The 17,082-nt window shown below is 46.3% G+C and carries 14 protein-coding genes, 1 tRNA gene and 1 rRNA gene (1 of these 16 cut by a window edge); 13 read left to right on the forward strand and 3 right to left on the reverse strand.

Annotated elements, in window-relative coordinates:
- Together ETP43_RS01765 and ETP43_RS01770 are read left to right on the forward strand one after the other, a co-directional pair.
- Positions 1–1,303: ribosomal RNA gene (locus ETP43_RS01765) — 23S ribosomal RNA — on the forward strand (it extends 1,591 nt beyond the left edge of the window).
- 99 nt (positions 1,304–1,402) lie between these two features.
- Positions 1,403–1,475: transfer RNA gene (locus tag ETP43_RS01770), tRNA-Asn, on the forward strand.
- A 412-nt stretch (positions 1,476–1,887) separates the two neighbouring features.
- On the opposite strand, the gene ETP43_RS01775 is transcribed toward ETP43_RS01770, so the two are convergent.
- Positions 1,888–3,267, reverse strand: coding sequence for an aldehyde dehydrogenase (locus ETP43_RS01775; protein ID WP_129256920.1), 1,380 nt, complete (start codon positions 3,265–3,267; stop codon positions 1,888–1,890).
- Complete coding sequence (locus ETP43_RS01780) at positions 3,224–4,486, reverse strand: iron-containing alcohol dehydrogenase (protein WP_129256921.1); 1,263 nt, start codon at positions 4,484–4,486, stop codon at positions 3,224–3,226. The genes ETP43_RS01775 and ETP43_RS01780 overlap by 44 nt, the downstream gene beginning before the upstream one ends.
- Before the next feature lie 229 nt (positions 4,487–4,715).
- On the opposite strand from ETP43_RS01780, the gene ETP43_RS01785 reads away from it, so the two are divergent.
- From ETP43_RS01785 to aguB, 11 genes are all read left to right on the forward strand, one after another.
- A complete protein-coding gene (locus tag ETP43_RS01785) occupies positions 4,716–5,588 on the forward strand; it encodes a MerR family transcriptional regulator (RefSeq protein WP_129256922.1) in 873 nt (290 codons plus the stop codon).
- Positions 5,589–5,997: 409 nt separating this feature from the next.
- The gene (locus tag ETP43_RS01790; RefSeq protein WP_106491278.1) at positions 5,998–6,420 is read left to right on the forward strand and encodes a 6-pyruvoyl trahydropterin synthase family protein; all 423 of its coding nucleotides are present in this window, start codon (positions 5,998–6,000) and stop codon (positions 6,418–6,420) included.
- On the forward strand, positions 6,421–7,071 hold the full coding sequence (queE, locus tag ETP43_RS01795; RefSeq protein ID WP_129256923.1) for a putative 7-carboxy-7-deazaguanine synthase QueE: 651 nt from the start codon (positions 6,421–6,423) through the stop codon (positions 7,069–7,071).
- 17 nt (positions 7,072–7,088) lie between these two features.
- The gene (gene queC / locus ETP43_RS01800) at positions 7,089–7,772 is read left to right on the forward strand and encodes a 7-cyano-7-deazaguanine synthase QueC (protein ID WP_118576667.1); all 684 of its coding nucleotides are present in this window, start codon (positions 7,089–7,091) and stop codon (positions 7,770–7,772) included.
- Positions 7,773–7,783: 11 nt separating this feature from the next.
- Positions 7,784–8,266, forward strand: coding sequence for a preQ(1) synthase (gene queF, locus ETP43_RS01805; RefSeq protein ID WP_106491275.1), 483 nt, complete (start codon positions 7,784–7,786; stop codon positions 8,264–8,266).
- Positions 8,267–9,239: 973 nt separating this feature from the next.
- Complete coding sequence (locus tag ETP43_RS01810) at positions 9,240–10,712, forward strand: aminotransferase class I/II-fold pyridoxal phosphate-dependent enzyme (RefSeq protein ID WP_022172752.1); 1,473 nt, start codon at positions 9,240–9,242, stop codon at positions 10,710–10,712.
- Positions 10,713–10,728: 16 nt separating this feature from the next.
- Complete coding sequence (speE, locus tag ETP43_RS01815; RefSeq protein ID WP_022172751.1) at positions 10,729–11,583, forward strand: polyamine aminopropyltransferase; 855 nt, start codon at positions 10,729–10,731, stop codon at positions 11,581–11,583.
- A 28-nt stretch (positions 11,584–11,611) separates the two neighbouring features.
- The gene (locus tag ETP43_RS01820; RefSeq protein WP_022398932.1) at positions 11,612–12,871 is read left to right on the forward strand and encodes a saccharopine dehydrogenase family protein; all 1,260 of its coding nucleotides are present in this window, start codon (positions 11,612–11,614) and stop codon (positions 12,869–12,871) included.
- Complete coding sequence (gene nspC, locus ETP43_RS01825) at positions 12,868–14,019, forward strand: carboxynorspermidine decarboxylase (RefSeq protein ID WP_118576661.1); 1,152 nt, start codon at positions 12,868–12,870, stop codon at positions 14,017–14,019. The genes ETP43_RS01820 and nspC overlap by 4 nt, the downstream gene beginning before the upstream one ends.
- 91 nt (positions 14,020–14,110) lie before the next feature.
- Complete coding sequence (gene aguA / locus ETP43_RS01830) at positions 14,111–15,292, forward strand: agmatine deiminase (protein WP_129256924.1); 1,182 nt, start codon at positions 14,111–14,113, stop codon at positions 15,290–15,292.
- Positions 15,293–15,355: 63 nt separating this feature from the next.
- Complete coding sequence (aguB, locus tag ETP43_RS01835; RefSeq protein WP_129256925.1) at positions 15,356–16,237, forward strand: N-carbamoylputrescine amidase; 882 nt, start codon at positions 15,356–15,358, stop codon at positions 16,235–16,237.
- A gap of 168 nt (positions 16,238–16,405) precedes the next feature.
- Here the strand turns inward: aguB and ETP43_RS01840 are convergent, their stop codons facing one another.
- The gene (locus ETP43_RS01840; protein WP_118634893.1) at positions 16,406–16,888 is read right to left on the reverse strand and encodes a DUF2798 domain-containing protein; all 483 of its coding nucleotides are present in this window, start codon (positions 16,886–16,888) and stop codon (positions 16,406–16,408) included.
- Positions 16,889–17,082: the final 194 nt, after the last annotated feature.

The following is a 17,082-nucleotide window of genomic DNA, read 5'->3' on the forward strand; positions in this document are numbered from 1 at the left end:
AGAAAAGCCGCTATTGTTCTTATTGTACCCGTACCGTAAACCGACACAGGTGGATGAGGAGAGAATCCTAAGGCCGACGGAAGAAGCATTGTTAAGGAACTCGGCAAAATGACCCCGTAACTTCGGGAGAAGGGGTGCCCGTGTAACAGCGGGCCGCAGAGAATAGGCTCAAGCAACTGTTTAGCAAAAACACAGGTCTATGCAAAACCGAAAGGTGAGGTATATGGGCTGACGCCTGCCCGGTGCTGGAAGGTTAAGAGGAGAGGTTAGCGCAAGCGAAGCTTTGAATTTAAGCCCCAGTAAACGGCGGCCGTAACTATAACGGTCCTAAGGTAGCGAAATTCCTTGTCGGGTAAGTTCCGACCCGCACGAAAGGCGTAATGATTTGAGCGCTGTCTCGACAATGCATCCGGTGAAATTGAAGTACCAGTGAAGATGCTGGTTACCTGCGCCAGGACGGAAAGACCCCATGGAGCTTTACTCCAGCTTGATACTGGGATTCGGTATTGCATGTACAGGATAGGTGGGAGGCTAAGAAATGGTAACGCCAGTTGCCATGGAGCCGCTGTTGGGATACCACCCTTGCAGTACTGGGTTTCTAACCAGCAGCCGTGACCCGGCTGGGGGACAATGTCAGGTGGGGAGTTTGACTGGGGCGGTCGCCTCCGAAAGGGTATCGGAGGCGCTCAAAGGTTCCCTCAGAATGGTTGGAAACCATTCGAAGAGTGCAAAGGCAGAAGGGAGCTTGACTGCGACACCGACGGGTGGAGCAGGTACGAAAGTAGGACTTAGTGATCCGGTGGTATTAAGTGGGAATGCCATCGCTCAACGGATAAAAGCTACCCTGGGGATAACAGGCTTATCACTCCCAAGAGTTCACATCGACGGAGTGGTTTGGCACCTCGATGTCGGCTCATCGCATCCTGGGGCTGTAGTAGGTCCCAAGGGTTGGGCTGTTCGCCCATTAAAGCGGTACGCGAGCTGGGTTCAGAACGTCGTGAGACAGTTCGGTCCCTATCCGGCGTGGGCGTAGGATATCTGAGAGGAGCTGTCCTTAGTACGAGAGGACCGGGATGGACGGACCGCTGGTGTACCTGTTGCAGTGCCAGCTGCATGGCAGGGTAGCCAAGTCCGGAAGGGATAAACGCTGAAGGCATCTAAGCGTGAAGCCCCCCTCAAGATGAGATATCCCATTCTATAAAAGAAGTAAGACCCCTTGAAGACGACGAGGTAGATAGGGCAGAGGTGGAAGTGCAGTAATGTATGGAGCTGACTGTTACTAATCGGTCGAGGGTTTGACCTGAGGGCTTAGAGATAAGCAGAGTGGTCGATCGCAAAGCAGTAGGAAGTAAGGATGTTGTGTGTATGCAGTTTTGAAGGTACATGTGGAAGAGAGAAATGATCCTCCATAGCTCAGTCGGTAGAGCATGCGGCTGTTAACCGCAGTGTCGTTGGTTCGAGTCCAACTGGGGGAGCTTTTTTATGCCGGAAAAGGGTGTGGGAAGGCTCCGGGAGGAACGAGATAGATGAGACCTGTAAGATACAAGAGAATGTATCCTGCAGGTTTTTTTGTATTATACACAGTATTATCAGAGTCATCAAAGTCTTGTGCAGGGTGAACGCTGACTCGGTAATCGTGTAAGCACGGACTTTAATTCGTTGATCGCCTAAACGAGATAAAATACGCTTCGCGAATTTTACTCGTTATCGCGACAGTCGCCAAGGTCTCATGCGAGTATGGACTTTGGCTCGTTGTTTGCGTAAATAAAAAGTGGTGTGCTCATTGTCATGTCAAACAATGAACACACCACTTTTTGTATTCTTTTGTATTTTTGTTCCAACAGTACGAAAGTATTGTCGATGATAGTTTGATATACGTAATCTAACCTATCGCAGAAACATCCGCAACAATTTCTCTTTCCATCCTACATACTCCTGATACCGGATCGGAAGATCCATCCAGGTTTTCTTGTCGACAATGCTGCGGGTGTGACTGAAGGTTTTGAAGCCTTCCACGCCGTGGTATCCCCCCATTCCGCTCTCACCGACACCGCCAAATGGCATGGCGCTGGTAGCAAGATGGATGATGGTATCGTTGATGCAGCCGCCGCCGAAGTGACACAGATCCAGTACTTTTTTCTGCGCTTTTTTGTCTTCGCTGAAGAAATATAATGCCAGTGGATGGGGGTGAGATTCTACGATGCGGATCGCCTCATCCAGAGAGGAATATGTCAGCACCGGAAGAATCGGTCCGAAGATCTCTTCCCCCATGACCGGATCGTCCCAGGAAACATCGGTGAGGACGGTTGGTGCGATGCGAAGAGTAGAAGGATCTGATTCACCACCACAGATTATTTTTTCTTTTGCGATCAGACCAAGGATCCGTTCAAAATGTTTTTGGTTGATAATTTTTCCGTAATCCGGATTGTCCAACGGACGATCTCCAAACTGTCTGGTAATTTCTTTCTGAATTGCTGCAAGCAAGGCATCTTTGATGGAAACATCACAGAGGATATAATCCGGGGCTACACAGGTCTGCCCGCAATTTAAGTATTTTCCAAAGACGATACGTCTGGCAGCTAATGGAATCTTTGCGGTGGAATCCACGATACACGGGCTTTTTCCGCCGAGTTCGAGGGTAACCGGAGTCAGATACTCTGCGGCGTGGCGGAGCACTTCACGGCCTACGGTTTTGCCGCCGGTAAAAAAGATTTTATCAAAACGCTGTGTAAGCAAGGCCTGGTTTTCCTGACGGCCGCCAGTGATCATACAGACATATTCCGGAGGGTAAGTCTCTCTTATGATCATTTCCATCACAGCACTTGTAGCTGGTGCGTAGGCACTTGGTTTGACGATGACGGTATTGCCGGCGGCCAGTGCGTCAATCAGAGGTTCCAGTGTCAGGAGTACCGGATAATTCCATGGACTCATGATCAGAACCGTGCCGTACGGTGTCGGGGACTGAAAACTTCTTGCGGCGAACTGTGCCAGTGGGGTTGGAACCCGTTTTTCATGGGTCAGCCTGCGGATATGCTTTTCCATCCAGGTCAGTTCAGAAAGGGTCAGTCCGATCTCACACATATAACTTTCCATCCGGCTTTTTCCCAGATCTTTTTTCAATGCTCCGTACAGATCCTCTTCGTGGCGAAGCATAGAAGCTCTTAATTTTTTCAGCTGTTCGAGACGCCAGGAGATCGGCAGAGTCTTTCCGGTGGCGAAGAACTTACGCTGAGATGCCAGTATAGTCTCGATGTCCTGTTTCTGCATGGCTGTTATTCTCCTTTTCTTTATTCTCCTGTACCAGATGATACATCAAAGCAAGCTGTTTGTCATCCCAAAGAATCGGAACTGGATAAAGCGGATTTGCTTCTTTATCGGCATAGCGGGCTAGTTTCGGGATATCTTCGTCACGGATACCGGCGAGGGTCGTCGGTATGTTCATGGAAGCGTTCATTTTTCGGATATGTGCGATAAAAGCATTGGCTGCGGTGGTATCGTCCGGGGAAGAAGAAAGTTTGGTGATTCGGGCGAGGTGAGCCAGTTTTTTATGCGCGGCGCTTCCGTACGCTTCGAGAACGATCGGAAGAAGAACGGAGTTTGCCAGTCCATGCGGGATGCCGTACTGACCGCCCAGACTGTGTGCTACGGCGTGTACATATCCGACATAACTTTTGGTAAATGCAGTACCGGCCAGATAAGAGGCGCGGAGCATTTCTTTTCTTGCCGTCCGGTTTTTGCCGTTTTTATAGGCGACCGGGAGATACTGGAAGATCAGCTGGATCGCTTCGATCGCGGCTTTTCGGGTCTGCTTCGTGGTGGAGTGGCCGATATATGCTTCAATCGCATGTGTCAGGGCATCCATACCGGTAGTGGCGGTGAGTTGCGCTGGCAGTCCGACTGTGACTTCAGGCTCCAGAACGGCGTAGTGCGGGATCAGGCTGAAATCGTTGATCGCGTATTTGTGATGGGTATCGGCATCGGTGATGACGGCGGCAAGGGTTGTCTCGCTTCCGGTTCCGGCAGTGGTGGGAACGGCGATCAGCAGGGGCAGCTTGTGCATGACATGAAGGATGCCTTCCATCTTGGCCAGTGATTTGTTCGGGCGGGCGAGTCTGGCACCGACTCCTTTGGCACAGTCCATGGAAGAGCCGCCGCCGAAAGCGAGAAGCGCCTGACAATGTTTTTTCAGATACAGGTTTTTGGCATCTTCCACGTTGGCAGAAGTAGGATTGGCCACCGTATCTTTGTAGACGATACAGGTGATCCCGGCTTTTTTCAAAATCTGTTCCAGCGGTGTAGTCAGTCCAAGAGAATACACACCCGGATCCGTGACAAGAAGAAGCCTGGTAATGTTATGTTTCCGCAAAACTTTCGAAACACCGGAAAATCCATCGATCAGCTTCGGTTCCCGGTACGGCATCAGCGGCAGGGCAGCGCGAAAACTGATCTGAAAACAACGACAGTAAAGTTTCTTTAATGTATGCATGATATTTCAACTCCATTATTATAAAATCCCCTGAAATCAGGGTGTTGTGTATTTTTATCCTGTGATAGAATAAAGCTGGGTGTAACCCCCATGTCAAGAATGCAAATGTTACAAAAGACAGCGAATAACAGCAGGAACGGGGAGTATACAGAAAAAGAAGAAAACTGTAACAATACAAATCCGGAACCGGATTACAACATAGAAATGTCGGAAAAACAGGAGGAAAAACATGGCGGGAGAGGAATATTGCATCAGCGCGGGAGCATTTGCCAGGATGTGTCAGACGACGAGAGACACGCTGCGTTATTATGAAAAACAGGGGATCCTGGTGCCGAAGAAAAGTGAGAAAAACGGGTATCACTATTACAGCTATGCGCAGATCAGCTCCTATTATTTTATCAGTACCTTTCGTGGACTGGGATGTTCGGTGGAGGATATAAAAGAATATCTGCTTGGCGGGGAAGAAGTGCGTTTTGACGGTTTTGTTGACCGGCAGTACGCGGCGCTTCTGATGCAGCAAAGAGAGCTGGAGCGGCGGATCGGAATTATCGGAAATACAAGAAAACTGCTGGAACAGATCCGGAAGAATGATACAGGAAAGCCGGAACTGTATGAGCAGCCGGAGATTTTTCGATTAAAGGTAACAAAAGTACTCTCAGATCCGGCGACTTCTTTCAGCGAGATTTCCACAGACATTCACAGACATCTGAAAGAATGTGCTCATCCCGGAATACAAGCCTTTCCTATGGGAGCGTCGATCGGACGGGAGGATTTCCAGAAAGAACAGTATGTGTATAGGGAAGTTTTCAGCTTTGCGGACGCACAGGCATCTGGCCCGGGCATCCGCGAGCTTCCTGGCAGACTTACGATTGTGATGGTCTGCCGGGAGAAAGACGGAGATATCCGGCTTGCCTACCAGAAGATCCGAAATTATCTGAAAGAGCAGGCACTGCAGCTTAGTTCGGATCTTTACAGCCTCAGTATTGTGAATGTCATCGATCCGAATGCGGAACGAAAATACCTGAAATATATCATCGCCTGCGTCGAACCGGTAAAATCAATATCTGAAAGGTATAGAGGGTTAAAAATAACCCGAAAATAATCCATAAAATTTTGTGTAGATATTATATGTAAATATAGATAATATATCCGGGGGATAGGGATACTTGGATAAAAGGGAATTCATGTTTCGGCATGGGGATCTTTTTTAGGACAGTGCTCTTAAGAAGCATGGATCGGGCAGTCAGTATCATAATATCATAAATCAATTTGACAATCTGACTTTCTGTGGTATAATTTTCATGCTGTGAAAACAGCCGACAGTTCATTTGTACCTTCCTGTCGAAAAATAAAACCGGGGCTAATCATGAGGATTTCAGGCTCTGCGTGCGAAGAAGTACGCAGAGCTTTTTGTATATTAGATATGGATTTTCTGATATATAAAAACTGCTCTATTTAGAATGCATAGCTCTTAACAGGTACATACATTTCACATACAGGAGAGTTGAAATATGTATTATTTACAAACAAAAGCCAGCTTTGATGCAGCACATTTTCTTTGGAAATACGAGGGAAAATGTAGAAACATCCACGGACATCGTTGGAATGTTGTTGCAAAAATCAAGAGTCAGGAGTTAGAACAAGAAGGACAGACACGAGGAATGGTAGTGGATTTTGGTAATCTGAAAAAAGACCTGAAGGTACTTTGTGATTACTTTGACCATAGCCTGATCTACGAGACGGGATCTCTGAAAGCAGAGACCGTAGCTGCACTTCAGAATGAAGATTTTCATTTGGAGGAAGTTTCATTTCGTCCTACAGCAGAAAATTTCGCATATTATTTCTACAAAGAATTAACAGATTTAGGGTATGGAGTTCATTATGTGGAAGTATATGAGACACCTAATAATTGTGCAGTCTATGAGGAAGAGTAGATGAAAGTAGTAGAAAAGTTTACCAGTATTAATGGGGAAGGCACGCGTGCAGGAGAACTTGCAGTTTTTATCCGTTTTAAAGGGTGCAACCTGCGATGTAGTTATTGTGATACTATGTGGGCGAATGAACCTGAGTGCCCATATAAAGAAGAAACTCCGGAAGAAATACTAAATTATGTTCTTGGAACAGGAATTCACAATGTGACACTTACAGGCGGAGAACCGCTGTTGCAAAAAGATATCAGGGATCTCATCCATCTTCTTTTACAAGCAGGACTGCAGGTTGAGATTGAGACAAATGGAGCAGTCGATCTGGCTGCATTTTGTGAAGAACGTCCGGTATTTACAATGGACTATAAGTTACCGTCAAGTGGGTGCGAAGACCATATGATAACAGAGAACATGGAACTGCTTGAAAAGGATGATACTGTAAAATTTGTATCCGGCAGTCAGGAAGATTTGCTGAAAGCACTGGAATTGATTCGGACTTATGATCTGACCAACAGATGTCATGTTTATCTTAGCCCTGTTTTTGGCTCAATAGAACCGGTGCAAATAGTAGAATTCATGTTGAAGCATCGGTTGAATGGTGTGCGGTTGCAGATACAGATGCATAAAGTGATCTGGGATCCAGATGAACGGGGAGTATAAATAGTGAGGTGATAGAGATGAAAGCATTAGTTCTTTTTAGCGGAGGAATCGACTCAACAACGGCATTGGGACTGGCAATCCAAAAGTATGGGAAAGACCAGGTGATTGCCCTTTCGGTTTCCTACGGACAAAAACATGATAAAGAAATAAAAGCTGCAATAGCAGTTGCCCAATATTATGGTGTGGAGCATTTGTTCCTGGATTTGAGTAAGATATTTCAATATAGTAACTGTTCACTGCTTCAACAGTCTACGGAAGACATCCCGGAGGAAAGTTACGCAGAACAGATTTCAAAAACCAATGGCGATAAGCCAGTAAGCACATATGTACCGTTCCGAAACGGATTATTTCTTTCTTCTGCGGCAAGTATCGCACTGAGCAAGGACTGCGAAGTAATTTATTATGGAGCTCATGCAGATGATTCTGCAGGCTTTGCGTATCCGGACTGCTCGCCGGTATTCAATCAGGCTATGAATGAAGCAATATGGGAAGGTTCCGGACATCAGCTTAAAATAGAAGCACCTTTTGTTAATGTATCCAAAGCTGAAGTAGTAAGGACTGGATTAGAACTGGGAGTTCCTTACGAGTTGACCTGGTCCTGCTACGAAGGAGGCGAGAAGCCTTGCGGAAAATGCGGAACATGCATTGACCGTGCAGCGGCATTTCAGGCAAACCATATGGAAGATCCGGCATTGAGATAGAGGAGAAAACGATGAGAGAAAAAGAAAATTTAACATTATTGGGAAATCAGCAAACAGAGTACAGTATGGATTACAATCCATCTGTATTAGAGGCATTTCAGAATAAACATCCTGAAAATGATTATTTTGTCAAGTTTAACTGCCCTGAATTTACAAGTCTGTGTCCGATTACCGGACAGCCGGACTTTGCAACGATCACAATTTCTTATGTTCCGGATGAACGTCTTGTGGAGAGTAAATCCTTGAAATTATATTTGTTCTCGTTTAGAAATCATGGAGACTTTCACGAAGATGTGATCAACATAATCATGAAGGATCTGGTCAGTCTTCTTGAACCGAAATATATAGAAGTCTGGGGTAAATTTCTCCCAAGAGGAGGATTGTCCATTGATCCGTATTGTAATTACGGAAAGCCGGGTACGGATTGGGAAAAGGTTGCCTGGAACCGCATGAGTAATCATGATATGTTCCCGGAGAAGGTTGACAATCGGTGAGAGTAGTTTTGCGGACGATATTATGCGAAAATAAACCAGGTTATGCCAGAAAGCAAAAATTCACAAAGGCTTACAAAGTCCGAAAAACCAAGAAAAACTAAGAAATATAAAAGTGCTTTTTTATCTGCCACAGCAATATCTGAATAATACCAGGATAGAGCGTATGTGTCTGCTGCTGGATAAGACAGACTATCAGATTCCAGGGACGTTGGAATTTGGTAATTTGTTTTGGGTTTTCGCGACGTTTAAAAACACTGCAGGGAGATCAGAGGTATTACCGGGAGCAACATAAAAAGAAGACCGGGAGAGTACTTTGAATGACTTTCCCCAGCTTTTACTTGCATTACATAAAATGCTGTGATATACTCAAAACTACATGAAGCAAACCATGTTTTCATGCAAATATTTATTATTAGCCCACCAAGCATATTGGTTAAGCCCATACGGACAGGCGGGGCAGCTGCCGAGAGCGGTGAGAGACCGCATTATTGATTTAGTTAAAAGCTAAATTTTATAAGTTTCCAACCGGAAGAAAGCGAAGAAATCCGGTTGAGGTATCACTTGTGAAATGGTCAATAAAGAGTAGTTAGCTTGTGGCTGTGGGCGGATACAGTTACGGAATAGCAAATATTTGCTGGCAAAGATGCCAACGACAAACTCTGAGAGCATAGTTTTTGCGGATGTAGAGAAAATACAAAGTAGAACTATAGAATGACAATGCGGACAGGTGATTTCACCTGTCCTTTTTTGTTGCATTACCTATCAATAATTGGTCCGGTGGATCAATTTTGATTTACGCGAACAACGAGGCAAAGTCCATGCCTGCATGCGATCTTGGCGATTGTCGCGATAATGAGTAAAATTCGCGAAGCGTATTTTATCTCGTTATATAAATATAACGGGTCAGTACTTTCACAGTCACATATAAACAATATTTGATCTGTGGACGGGGAAAAGACAACAGGGAGAAGATATGGATAAGAAAAAACAGATGCATGCGCCGGTCTATGAGGCGCTGGAAAAACTGAAGAAACGAAGGGTCGTTCCCTTCGATGTGCCCGGGCATAAGAGAGGGCGGGGGAATCCGGAACTGGTGGAACTTCTGGGTGAAAAATGTGTCAGTCTGGATGTGAATTCCATGAAACCGCTGGACAATCTCTGCCATCCGGTATCGGTGATCAAAGAGGCAGAGGAGCTGGCGGCGGAAGCATTCCGTGCGGACCATGCGTTTTTCATGGTAGGAGGAACTACCTCTTCGGTACAGGGAATGGTACTTTCCTGCTGCAAGGCGGGGGATAAGATCATCCTTCCAAGAAATGTACACAAGAGTGTGATCAATGCCCTGGTATTGTGTGGAGCGATACCGGTTTATGTAAACCCGGAGGTGGATAACCGTCTCGGAATTTCCCTGGGAATGGAAGTGTCCGAAGTGGAAAAAGCGATTGTTGCGAATCCGGATGCGGTAGCGGTGCTGGTGAACAATCCTACTTATTATGGAATCTGTTCGGATCTTCGATCCATTGTAAAGATTGCTCATGCACACAATATGCTGGTTCTGGTGGATGAAGCCCACGGAACCCATCTGTATTTTGGTGAGAACCTTCCGGTCTGTGCCATGGACGCAGGAGCGGATATGGCATCGGTTTCCATGCATAAGTCCGGGGGAAGCTTGACCCAGAGTTCCCTGTTGCTGACGGGAAAAAATGTGAACTGGGAATATGTGAGTCAGATTATCAATCTGACCCAGACCACCAGTGCATCTTACCTTCTGATGTCCAGTCTGGATATTTCCAGAAGAAATCTGGCTCTCAGGGGAAAAGAATCCTTTGCAAAAGTGAGCCGGATGGCAGAGTATGCAAGGGAAGAGATCAATGCCATCGGTGGATTCTATGCGTATGGAAAAGACATGATCAATGGGAGCAGTGTATACGATTTTGATGTGACTAAACTGTCTGTCTATACCAGAGATATCGGTCTTGCGGGTATCGAAGTGTATGATCTTTTGCGGGATGAATATGATATCCAGATTGAACTGGGAGATATTGCCAATATTCTGGCGTATATTTCCATTGGTGACCGGATTCAGGATATTGAACGCCTGGTAGGGGCTCTTTCGGATATCCAGAGGCTGTACGCCAGAGATCCGGAGCAGATGCCGAATACCGAATATATTAACCCGACCGTTATGGTATCTCCGCAGACGGCATTTTATGCGGAGAAAAAGGCAGTGCCAATCCGGGAGACAGAAGGGATGATCTGTGGTGAATTTGCCATGTGTTATCCACCGGGGATTCCGATTCTGGCCCCGGGAGAGATGATCACAAAAGAAATTATTGACTACATTATATATGCGAAAGAAAAGGGCTGTTCCATGCAGGGAACGCAGGATCCGGCGGTGGAATATCTGTATGTGATGGAAGCTCCGACCGGTGCGGTAAGAAGATAAGGGAGGGGAGAAAAGAATGGAATTATGGTTTTCGGATTACCATACAGAAAAAGTAAAAGTTTCTGTAAAGGTACAAAAGCAGCTGTTCGGGCTGCAGACGGAATTTCAGCGGATCGATGTATTTGATTCGGATGAATTTGGCCGTTTTTTAAGTGCAGACGGAAGCATTGTATTTTCAGAGAAGGATGAATTTATCTACGATGAAATGGTCGTACATATTCCGATGGCTGTTCATCCCAATGTGAAGCATGTGCTGGTGATCGGTGGAGGAGACGGCGGCGTGGCAAGAGAACTGGGACATTACAAAGAGATTGAGACCATTGATGTGGTGGAACCGGATCGGGTGTTTGTGGAAGTCTGTAAAGAATACTTTCCGGATAATGCCTGCGGACTGTCAGATCCACGGGTAACGGTCTATTATGAAGACGGATTGCGATTTCTGCGAAGCAAACAAAATATGTACGATCTGATCATCAATGACGCAATCGATCCACTGGGACATAATGCAGGATTATTTACCAAAGAATTCTACGGAAACTGTTACCGGGCTCTAAAGGAAGACGGGATCATGGTTTATCAGCATGGCAGTCCGTTTTATGATGAGGACGAAGAATCCTGCCGGGTCATGCACAGGAAGGCCAGTCACAGCTTTCCCGTCAGCAGAGTGTATCAGGCACATATACCAACCTGCTCTTCCGGATACTGGCTGTTTGGATTTGCTTCCAAAAAATATCATCCCCTGGATGATCTGAATGTAAAACGATGGAAAGAACGGAAAATCAAGACCTGGTATTATACCACGAATCTTCATAAGGGAGCCTTTATGCTTCCGAAGTATGTGGAAGATATGCTGGAAGAAGAAGAAAAGTAAGAAAAATAGAAAACAGGAGGAAAAAAGAATGGGAAGATTACTGATTATCGGATGCGGAGGCGTAGCAGGAGTAGCGATTCATAAGTGCTGTCAGAACAGCAAGACGTTTTCAGAGATCTGCATCGCCAGCAGAACAAAAGCAAAATGTGATGCGTTAAAGGAAAAACTGGAAGGTACCACAGATACGAAGATCACAACGGCACAGGTGGATGCGGATAAGGTAGAAGAACTGGTAGCACTGATCCGGTCGTATCAGCCGGATGCGGTTCTGAATGTGGCACTGCCCTATCAGGATCTGACGATCATGGAGGCCTGCCTGGAGTGTAAGGTGGATTATATCGATACCGCGAATTACGAACCGGAAGATACGGATGATCCGGAGTGGAGAGCCATCTATGAAAAACGATGCAAAGAGGCTGGATTTACTGCATATTTTGATTATTCCTGGCAGTGGGCATATCGTGAAAGATTCAAAGAAGCGGGGATTACAGCTCTCTTGGGAAGCGGATTTGATCCGGGTGTAACCAGCGTATTTACCGCATATGCAATGAAACATTATTTTGACCAGATCGACACCATTGATATCCTGGACTGCAATGGCGGAGACCACGGATATCCATTTGCAACCAACTTTAATCCGGAGATCAACCTTCGTGAGGTATCTGCCAATGGTTCTTACTGGGAGAATGGCCACTGGGTAGAGACAGAACCGATGGAGATCAAGAGAGAATATAATTTCCCGCAGGTGGGAGAAAAAGATATGTATCTGCTTCACCATGAGGAGATTGAATCACTGGCGAAGAATGTACCTGGTGTAAAAAGAATCCGTTTCTTCATGACATTCGGACAGAGTTACCTGACACATATGAAATGTCTGGAAAATGTAGGAATGCTTTCCACTTCTCCCATTAATTATGAAGGAAGAGAAATCGTTCCGATCCAGTTTCTGAAAGCACTGCTCCCGGATCCGGCATCTCTTGGTCCGCGTACTGTGGGAAAGACGAATATCGGCTGTATCTTCACCGGAAAGAAAGACGGAAAAGAAAAGACGATTTATATTTATAATGTGTGTGACCATCAGGAATGCTACAAAGAAGTTGGTTCCCAGGCAATCTCTTATACGACAGGTGTTCCTGCAATGATCGGTGCGGCGCTGGTTGTGGATAAAGTATGGGATAAAGACGGCGTCTTTAATATCGAAGAATTTGATCCGGATCCGTTTATGGATATGCTGAATCAGTATGGCCTGCCGTGGGTTGTGGATGAAGATCCACAGATCGTAGAATGATGTGGAAAGATCTGCCAACTCCCTGTTACGTGGCAGATGAGAAAAAGTTAAAAGAAAATCTCAGGGTTCTTCAGAAACTGGAGAAGGACACGGGCTGTCATGTGTTGCTGGCACAGAAAGCGTTTTCCATGTTTTCTCTGTATCCGATGATTGGAACCTTTATCAGCGGAACTACGGCCAGCGGGCTTTATGAAGCCCGCCTTGGCAGGGAAGAGATGGGAAAAGAAAATCATGTGTTTGCGCCGGCGTATAAGGAAGCCGATATGAAAGAACTGGTGAAAATCTGTGATCATATCGTGTTCAATTCCTTCCGACAGTATGAAAAATATAAAGAGTTATGTAAACAAAGCGCACAGATCCGGGAAGATGGAAAACCGGTCAGCGTGGGAATCCGGGTGAATCCGGAATGTTCCACACAGGAAGGTCATGAGATTTATGATCCATGCGGACCGGGATCACGGCTTGGTGTGACAAAGGCAGAGTTTCGGGAAGATCTGCTGGAAGGTGTGGAAGGGCTTCATTTTCATACGCTCTGTGAGCAGGATGCCGATGATCTGGTGACTACGTTTCGGGCTTTTGAAGCAAAGTTTGGTAAGTATCTGAAAAAGATGAAATGGCTGAATCTGGGAGGAGGCCACCATATCACAAGACCGGGTTATCAGCTGAAACAGTTAAAACAGTTGATTGCCTATATTCGGGCAACCTATCAGGTAGAAGTATATCTGGAACCCGGAGAGGCTATAGCTTTAAATGCCGGATATCTGGTGACAGAAGTGCAGGATATCGTGAAAAATGGAATGGAGATCCTGATTTTGGATGCGTCCGCGGCCTGTCATATGCCGGATGTGCTGGAAATGCCCTATCGCCCGCCTCTGCGGGGAGGGTACGAACCGGGAGAAAAAACATATACGTACCGGTTATCCAGCATGACCTGTCTTGCCGGGGATGTGATTGGGGATTACAGTTTTGAACATCCGGTAGCGATCGGAGATCGTCTGGTCTTTGAAGATATGGCGATTTATTCTATGGTGAAAAATAATACCTTTAACGGTATGCCGCTTCCGGGAATCGCTTTGTTGAAGGAAGATGGAACGGTGGAGATGATAAAGACCTTCGGGTATGAGGATTTTAAAGAGAGACTGTCATAACATCACAGAATATCCTGAGAGATCATTAGATTCTTCAGAGAGTATTTGATATTTGCAGAAACACCAGGAGAAAAACAGGAGACAGGAAGACATGGACAGCGGAAAAAAGACAATAAATCATGTAGAAATAAGAAAGATTCTGCCGGTGCAGGACGGGTACCGTATGCCAGGAGAATATGAGCCGCACCGGGGCTGTATTCTGATTTGGCCGGAACGGCCGGGATCCTGGCGAAATGGTGCACGGGAGGCAAAAAAAGCATTTGCAGACGTAATCCGGGCAATTGCAAAAAGTGAAGAAGTTTATCTTGCGGCAAGTGGGAAGACATTTTCAGAGGCGGAAAAGCTGGCACAGCGTTTGCAGACAGATGAAGCATTGTATCCGATAAGGGTTTTTACGGCAGAGACCGACGATGCCTGGGCCAGAGATGTGGGACCAACCTTTGTGACGGATGGACAGGAAGTAAGGGGAATCAACTGGGAGTTTAACGCCTGGGGCGGAACCGAAGACGGACTGTACGCTTCATGGGAAAAAGACAATCGTTTTGCTCCCTTCTTTTGCGAGAAAGAGGGATACACCTGGTATGACGCAAGGCCGTTTGTGCTGGAAGGTGGTTCTGTCCACAGCGATGGAGAGGGAACCGTGATGGTGACCGAATCCTGTCTGCTCAGTAAGGGCAGAAATCCGGATCTTACCAAAGAGGAGATTACAGAAAAACTGAAAGCCTATCTGGGGGCTGAAAAAGTGCTGTGGCTGCCCCGGGGAATCTGTATGGATGAGACCAACGAGCATGTGGACAATGTCTGTGCATTCTTAAAACCGGGTGAGGTGATTCTTGCCTGGACAGACAACAGGGAAGACCCTCAGTATCCGTTATCCATGGCGTGTCTGGGATATCTGGAAGGAGAGACAGATGCAAAGGGAAGAAAAATCACCGTGCATAAACTTCCGATCCCGGATCACCCGGTCTGCGTGACCAGAGAGGAACTGGAAGGATATGTATTTGAAGAAGGCGAGGATGTCCGGGAAGAGGGAGAACGTCTGGCAGCTTCTTATGTAAACTTCTATTTTTCCAACGGTGCTGTGGTACTGCCGGCATTTGGCGGGGAAAATGAAGAAAGTGACCGAAGAGCAGCACAGATTCTGGGAAAACTTTGTCCGGATCGTGAGATTATCCCGGTATATGCCAGAGACATCCTGACAGGAGGAGGAAATATCCACTGTATTACGCAGCAGATTCCGGCAGGGAAAAGACGAAACGAACAGAATCGGTGAGAAAAGCTGGTAAAAGTCCCATGAAAAGGACAAAAGTACTGGGGTGACAGGAGGAAAGAGAACATGGGAAAAAGACAGGTGACGGTGGCAGCAGTGCAGATGCAGTGTACCAATCATCCGCAGGAAAACCTTAAAAAAGCAGAAAAAATGGTACGTCAGGCAGCCGCCGCCGGTGCACAGATCATTTTGCTCTCGGAACTTTTTGAGAGAGAATATTTCTGTCAGCAGAGGAGATATGATTTTTACAGCTATGCGAAGCCTGTGGAAGAAAATGAAGCGGTGTGCTGGGGACGGAAGCTGGCGAAGGAACTGAAAGTGGTTTTACCGATCAGTTTTTATGAAAAAGAGGTCAATAATCTCTACAATTCGGTAGCCTGCATCGATGCGGATGGAGAAATTCTCGGCGTATACCGGAAAACACATATCCCGGATGATCATTATTATCAGGAAAAATTCTATTTTACACCGGGAGACACCGGTTTCCGGGTATTTGACACCAGATATGGAAAGATCGGTGTGGGAATCTGCTGGGATCAGTGGTTCCCGGAGACTGCACGGTGTATGGCTTTAGAAGGAGCAGAACTGCTCTTTTATCCTACGGCGATCGGTTCCGAACCGATTCTTGAATGTGACAGTATGCCGCACTGGCGCCGTTGTATGCAGGGACATGCAGCGATGAATCTGATGCCGGTGATCGCGGCCAACCGGATCGGCAAAGAGGAAGTAAAACCCTGTGCGGAAAATGGCGGACAGGAATCATCACTGATTTTTTACGGTTCCTCTTTTATCACGGATGAAACGGGAGAACTCTTACAGACAGCTTCCCGGGATCAGGAAGAAATACTGACAGAGACATTTGATCTGGACGAACTGGCAGCAAAACGTCTGGAATGGGGACTGTTCCGCGACAGGAGACCGAAGTGCTACGGGAAAATTACAGAGTAGACAAGAGAGCAGAAAAAACTATGAGAAACACGCTTTGCAAGTTTCTCGAGTTATCGCGGCAGTTGCCAAGGTCTAATACAAGCATGGACTTTGGCGCGTTGCTCGCGTAAATAAAAAATCCGGGAAAGTGGTATCTCTTAACACCACTTTCCCGGATTTTGTGCTGTGTCACGCCAGTACCTTGCCTTCCGGGAATGCAGAACGGAAGATGAAACGAACCAGCGGTCCGGCTACGATCAGCTGGAAAGGAAGAGCCATGATAAAGTTCTTGGGGATGTTGGTCAGCCAGATCATCAGCAGCTGGGACCATGCACCGGAGCGCACACATCCTTCCACAGCACCGTACATGGACATGATGAGTACCATCGGTACTACCATGGAACAGGATACACAGATGACTTTTTTCAGTACACTGTCTTCCGGTTTTACCAGATAGGTAAATGCGAACTTTTTCGCCAGACCGGATACCAGGAACCAGTCACAGCACATGGCAAATACATAAGCAATCGGGAAGCCCAGCCATCCTTCTTTTAGCACTTCCAGGGAAAAACCTCCCATATGCAGGGTGACATTATACATACTCATCCAGAGCACCATGCAAAAACACATCAGGACGGTGTAAATTAAACTTTCTCTTTTATTCTGCGGCATACTTGTTACTCCTTTTTCTCTTTCAAATCTTACTTGGTTTTTTACAGCGTTGATTATTATAACGTAGACTTTGGTGTTTCGTAAGTGTTATTTTTCTGACAAATCCAGTGCATCAGAGCCAATTGTCCGGGTATCTGTTGTAAATTACCTGCTACCGGCGAATGTAATAGGAGACTTTCCACAAAGTTTTCCTC

Source organism: Blautia faecicola (assembly GCF_004123145.1).
Lineage (GTDB): Bacteria > Bacillota > Clostridia > Lachnospirales > Lachnospiraceae > Oliverpabstia > Oliverpabstia faecicola.

Excerpts from the sequence above, each read along its gene's own strand:
- ETP43_RS01775 (WP_129256920.1), bottom strand. The coding sequence starts at position 3,267 with ATGCAGAAACAGGACATCGAGACTATACTGGCATCTCAGCGTAAGTTC.
- ETP43_RS01780 (WP_129256921.1), bottom strand. The coding sequence starts at position 4,486 with ATGCATACATTAAAGAAACTTTACTGTCGTTGTTTTCAGATCAGTTTT.
- ETP43_RS01785 (WP_129256922.1), top strand. The coding sequence starts at position 4,716 with ATGGCGGGAGAGGAATATTGCATCAGCGCGGGAGCATTTGCCAGGATG.
- ETP43_RS01790 (WP_106491278.1), top strand. The coding sequence starts at position 5,998 with ATGTATTATTTACAAACAAAAGCCAGCTTTGATGCAGCACATTTTCTT.
- queE (WP_129256923.1), top strand. The coding sequence starts at position 6,421 with ATGAAAGTAGTAGAAAAGTTTACCAGTATTAATGGGGAAGGCACGCGT.
- queC (WP_118576667.1), top strand. The coding sequence starts at position 7,089 with ATGAAAGCATTAGTTCTTTTTAGCGGAGGAATCGACTCAACAACGGCA.
- queF (WP_106491275.1), top strand. The coding sequence starts at position 7,784 with ATGAGAGAAAAAGAAAATTTAACATTATTGGGAAATCAGCAAACAGAG.
- ETP43_RS01810 (WP_022172752.1), top strand. The coding sequence starts at position 9,240 with ATGGATAAGAAAAAACAGATGCATGCGCCGGTCTATGAGGCGCTGGAA.
- speE (WP_022172751.1), top strand. The coding sequence starts at position 10,729 with ATGGAATTATGGTTTTCGGATTACCATACAGAAAAAGTAAAAGTTTCT.
- ETP43_RS01820 (WP_022398932.1), top strand. The coding sequence starts at position 11,612 with ATGGGAAGATTACTGATTATCGGATGCGGAGGCGTAGCAGGAGTAGCG.
- nspC (WP_118576661.1), top strand. The coding sequence starts at position 12,868 with ATGATGTGGAAAGATCTGCCAACTCCCTGTTACGTGGCAGATGAGAAA.
- aguA (WP_129256924.1), top strand. The coding sequence starts at position 14,111 with ATGGACAGCGGAAAAAAGACAATAAATCATGTAGAAATAAGAAAGATT.
- aguB (WP_129256925.1), top strand. The coding sequence starts at position 15,356 with ATGGGAAAAAGACAGGTGACGGTGGCAGCAGTGCAGATGCAGTGTACC.
- ETP43_RS01840 (WP_118634893.1), bottom strand. The coding sequence starts at position 16,888 with ATGCCGCAGAATAAAAGAGAAAGTTTAATTTACACCGTCCTGATGTGT.